This window comes from Ectothiorhodospira sp. 9100 (assembly GCF_022227565.1).
Classification (GTDB): domain Bacteria; phylum Pseudomonadota; class Gammaproteobacteria; order Ectothiorhodospirales; family Ectothiorhodospiraceae; genus Ectothiorhodospira; species Ectothiorhodospira marina.
Window position 1 is genome coordinate 1 of record NZ_JAJNAN010000083.1, and the last position, 4,439, is coordinate 4,439.

The window sequence follows — 4,439 nt, forward strand, 5'->3', positions numbered from 1 at the left end:
ATGACTCGTAACGATTCGCTGGTGTGCCAGGTGTATGGCCTGCGCAAGACTCTCCAGGGCCGCATTCATGCGACCCGGTCTGGTCAGCGCGCCCAGAGCGGCAAGAGTCGCGCGCATGCAGCGGGAAAACGGGAACCCTGGGTGATTGCCACCTCCCTGCCCGGTGGGTCGAAGATCACCGACCGGGTGATAGCCCTGTATTCGCTGAGGATGCAGATTGAGATTTACCAGCCATGCTGCCTCCGTAGTAGGATCATGCGGATCCGCCGATGGGGTCATCGGACGGGGAATCGGGGTCTTTTATCCAGCCACGAGGCGCTTTGCGGCGCGCGCGCAGGCGCTCAATCTCAGCCTCGTTGGCCCAAATCAACCATTGGTGACGACCCGCGCGGACAACTTGTCGAGCCTGCACCCAGTCTTTGCGTATCCAGCTGAATAATGTGACCGATGGCATTTCCAGGATAAAGGCCAGTTCGGTTATGGGCCACTCATCCGCCCCGCGCTCGGGCCAGGGGGTGGGTTTGGCGGGAGAATGGCCGGCCCGGACACCTTCACGGATGAGCAAATTGGCCACCATGGGGCCATTGAAAGTCTCGCGCCGCTTCGCGGGCCGCCAGCCCTCGGCGTTGAGCTGTTCGGCGATCTGCCGGCAGCGGTGCCCAGCCTGGTTCAGTTCTAGCATGCGGGCGACGAGCTGAGGGTAGTAACTCAGTTGCTCCAAACGCGCCACCGGACGCACCAGGAGGGTGTGGGTACGATGCCCCCCGACCCAGTGGATCTCCACCGTGACCCGCTCGCTGTCATCAATCACGGTGGCAATGACCCGCTCAATAAGCGCCCGAACAATACTCTGCCGGTCCGCATTAGTGGTGGTAGAAGCCCGCCAGAGCGCCGGGATGTCGGCGGCGAGTTGGCGAATACGGTCGCGCTCAGCCTCCGATAAAGTGGCAGGCTCGCTGGCACGCATGCGTTCATAGTCGGCCTTGATCTGCGCTTCGGCGGTGAGGGCGGCTTCCCACTGCTTTTCTAGTGTACGGGCGACCAGGCGGTGCTCCGGCTCCACCACCTGGTACTGGCGCTCGGCCCGCTCGACCTCGTAACGCGCACGTTCGAGGCGTCGATTCCAGTCGGCATGATGGCGCGCACGTTCGCCCTCCAGATCCGCAGCCACTTGCAGGCTGATCTCCAGAGCCGCGGGTTCCAGGGCCTCCAGGACCAATCGGGCGATGAGAGCATCAAGCGGCTCGCCAGCCAGCGATTGACAGGCCGACCCACCATAATCCGTCGCTTCTCGTCCGCAATTGTAGCGCAAGCACACCCCGCTATTGCTGTAGTGGGCAGCCATGCTCAAACCGCAATGCCCGCAGATCAGGCGTCCCGACAGCAGCGATACCCCTTGGCGCACCACCCCTCCGGCCTGGGCGGTATTGGCGGCCATCTGCGCGATATTGGCCTCATACTGCGACCAACTGATGTAGGCAGGCAGGTGGCCCTTGATCAGGACCTTCCAATCCTCCATGGCAGCCACGGTCCGCCCGGTGCCGGGCCGACCAGGTTGGCATCGGCGCGGGTCAGTTGGATGCCGCCCATACGCGTAGGCGCCCGCATAGGCGGGGTTATGCAGTAAATTACTCAAGGTGACTCGGCTGGGACGGCGCCACTGCAGTTGTCCGGTCTGCGGTCCAGTGCGGATGCGATAGGGAAGCGCCAGCTGGTGAGTGACCAGATATTGCAAGACCCCGTTGATTGTGCGACACCGGGAAAATTGCTCAAAGACGGTCGCGATGGCCGCTTGGGCCTGAGCGTCCGGATCCTTGATCACCGTCCCACCGAGGTCTCTCATGTAGCCCATCGGCAACGCAAATTTGAGCTCACCACGCCGGGCCTTGGCCTTTCTGCCCTCTGACATCCGCTGTTTCAGGATATGCAACTCGGCTTCCGACATGGTTCCCTTCAATCCCAGCAACAGCCGATCATTGTAGGTCTGCGGATCATACAGCCCATCAGCATCACCGATAAGGGTAGAGAATAGCGCGCAAACTTCCAGCAGTTGGTACCAGTCACGCGAACTGCGTGCCAGACGGGAGACCTCGATACCCAGGACAATGCCAACATGATCAAGGCCGACTTCGGTCATCAACCGTTGGAATCCAGGCCTTCCCTCGGCGTGGGCTCCAGAGCGCCCCAGGTCCTCGTCAATCATCAATACCTGATCGGGCGCCCAACCCAGTTCCACCGCACGATCCGCGAGCGCGTACTGCAGTCGTGTCGACTCCTGATGACGCTCAACCTGTTGCAGCGTCGACTGGCGAACGTAAATGGCCGCCATGCGCTTGCGGTGGGTCGGCTGAATCTTGCCCGCAAATGGGCTGAGTCCGGGCAGAGGACTCACGGGGTGGTCGGTGATCATGTGCTGGCTCCTCGGGTGGTGTTTCCCGGAGCCGGCGCTCCACCAGCTGACTGAGCAGCGCAATCAAGGGCTCCTGCCGCTCCCGTGGCAGGTGACTCCAGTCGATTGGAGCCCTCCGGGTCACGCCGCTGATCCACCCATCGTGCCAACCCCAACAACGCTTTAACATCAAGTATTTACGGCGTTTCTGGGGTTGTCAAAAATGCTTCTATGGCGGTCTTGGTGATGGGGTATCGAAGAGGATTTTCGAGCCAGCAAGAACGAGCATTATGGACTTGGCGTGAATCGTTCCCGTTCCCGCTCCGCGCAACGATTTGATGTGCTGTTGCTGATTGCTGCCCTGGCCAGCTTCGCAGCCTGGTTGGTGGGCTTGGCGGCAGAGCACGAGGGACGCCACCGTCATTACCAGCCGAACACGGCCAAGCGACGGGTGTTATCCCACTTTTTCCTGGGATTGAGGATATTGCGGCGCGAATCCGCCAGAATCGTCGATGACACCTTACAACGCATTCGGTCGGGGATACGGGCCGTGTTCGCCGCCGCGATTCCTGCATGATTTCGTGGGGATATCTCAGCCCCTGAGTTCAAGGTCTTCCCGGATGACTTCTGGATGGCGGAAAGCAATCTCGATGAGCGCCTTTGCCGGCCCGGAGGGTTTACGTCGACCTTGCTCCCACTCCTGCAGGGTACGTGGAGAAATATGCAGTACCTCAGCAAACTCTACCTGAGTCAGGCCAGTTTTGCCGCGAGCCTCTGCAACCTCGTTAGGCTCAACACGACTGACTCGTGCAGCTTTGCCGGCTTTCATTTCTCTAACAGATTGAAGCAGCTTGTTTCCCAGCTCCTCTGCACTCAGGGTCTCGTTACTCATTTTCCAGTACCTCACGAATCGACTTCAGGATGTGCGCGGGTATGTTTTCCTTAACGGCCTTTTTGTAGATCACCAATAACCAGATCTCACCATTAGCCAACCTGGTGAAGTAGATGACTCGCACCCCACCACGCTTCCCTGAACCCGCCACCGACCATCGAACCTTTCTACACCCGCCGCTACCAGGAATTGGGTCGCCAATTTCCGGATTGGCTGCCAACCAGGCGAAGAAAGCGCTTCGCTCCTCTTCGGTCCAGATCTTTCTGGCATCCGCTTCGAATGTAGGGGTTTCGATAATGGTAAACATGGCGACCAATATACGTCATTGACGGACTTTTGCAAGATGGGTGGTTGAAAGGGTTAACAGTTAGATCGACAGAAACTTCGTTTCCCATGATATACAGAATCTGCATATCGTACCGGCCTGACTTGGCCACAGCCCAAAGATTCAGCCCCCCCCCCGCACTACCAAGACATTGATTCCACCGGAAGGGGGTAAGCCCAACTTGATTCGCCCTAAAGGCCCTCAGTTGACGGTTTGGATGCCCGCGACTGGTGTTATACAGAATCCGCGCAAATCGACTTAGGCGGATTGGAACGCCCCCCTGGCTATGTGAGGTTGGCGGGCTGCTGTGAAGCGGAATGAGGGAGTGCGACTCGATGAAACATTACCGGATTTTGTGATCGGTTTCATGTTTCAGCTCAACGCGGCGACGCTGGTGACGCAAGGTGCTCAAGGGTCGCGAACGGGATATGGACCGGAGTCGCGTGGCCAGCGATACGAGACCGCCCCTACACTCCCCCAGCAAACCGCCCCACCAAGATGAGGTGATGCGTACCGCCAGGTCGACCCCCTCCTCCACCAGGTTGACCAGATGGTCGTTGAAGGTGACGTCCAGCATGACCGCGGGGTAGGCCCGCTTGAAGTCTGTCAGGGCCGGGGCCAGGTGGCGGATGGCGAAACTCACCGGGGCGCTCAGACGCAGTCGGCCACGCACGGCGTCGGTCTCCAGGGCCAGATCCTGCTCGGCTTCATCCACCAGTTGCAGGATCTGCACCGCGCGGGGGTAGAAGGCGCTGCCGGCCTCGGTGAGGGAGTGGCGGCGGGTGGTGCGCTGCATGAGGCGGGTACCCAGGCTGAATGAAGACGATGCCCGC

The 4,439-nt window shown here is 60.0% G+C and carries 5 protein-coding genes; 1 reads left to right on the forward strand and 4 read right to left on the reverse strand.

The features are described 5' to 3' along the window. Positions 1–253: 253 nt before the first annotated feature. Positions 254–2,410: a recombinase family protein gene (locus LPW29_RS14730; RefSeq protein ID WP_238628638.1), complete on the reverse strand. Its 2,157-nt coding sequence runs from the start codon at positions 2,408–2,410 to the stop codon at positions 254–256. 280 nt (positions 2,411–2,690) lie between these two features. Between LPW29_RS14730 and LPW29_RS14735 the strand changes: the two genes are divergently transcribed. Next, on the forward strand, positions 2,691–2,966 hold the full coding sequence (locus tag LPW29_RS14735; RefSeq protein ID WP_238628639.1) for a hypothetical protein: 276 nt from the start codon (positions 2,691–2,693) through the stop codon (positions 2,964–2,966). 15 nt (positions 2,967–2,981) lie between these two features. Here the strand turns inward: LPW29_RS14735 and LPW29_RS14740 are convergent, their stop codons facing one another. The 3 genes from LPW29_RS14740 to LPW29_RS14750 form a co-directional block, all read right to left on the reverse strand. Next, positions 2,982–3,281 carry a helix-turn-helix domain-containing protein gene (locus LPW29_RS14740; RefSeq protein WP_238628640.1) on the reverse strand — a complete coding sequence of 100 codons (300 nt, stop codon included), beginning with the start codon at positions 3,279–3,281 and terminating at the stop codon, positions 2,982–2,984. Further along, positions 3,274–3,588, reverse strand: coding sequence for a transcriptional regulator (locus LPW29_RS14745; RefSeq protein ID WP_022990377.1), 315 nt, complete (start codon positions 3,586–3,588; stop codon positions 3,274–3,276). Before LPW29_RS14745 ends, LPW29_RS14740 begins: the two co-directional genes overlap by 8 nt. Positions 3,589–3,949: 361 nt before the next feature. Then, positions 3,950–4,439, reverse strand: a 490-nt coding sequence (locus LPW29_RS14750) for a LysR family transcriptional regulator (RefSeq protein ID WP_238628641.1), incomplete at its 5' end; no start/stop codon positions are given.

What these genes read in the sequence shown, in the direction of transcription:
- LPW29_RS14745 (WP_022990377.1), bottom strand. Translation starts at nt 3,588, where the DNA reads ATGTTTACCATTATCGAAACCCCTACATTCGAAGCGGATGCCAGAAAG.
- LPW29_RS14730 (WP_238628638.1), bottom strand. Translation starts at nt 2,410, where the DNA reads ATGATCACCGACCACCCCGTGAGTCCTCTGCCCGGACTCAGCCCATTT.
- LPW29_RS14740 (WP_238628640.1), bottom strand. Translation starts at nt 3,281, where the DNA reads ATGAGTAACGAGACCCTGAGTGCAGAGGAGCTGGGAAACAAGCTGCTT.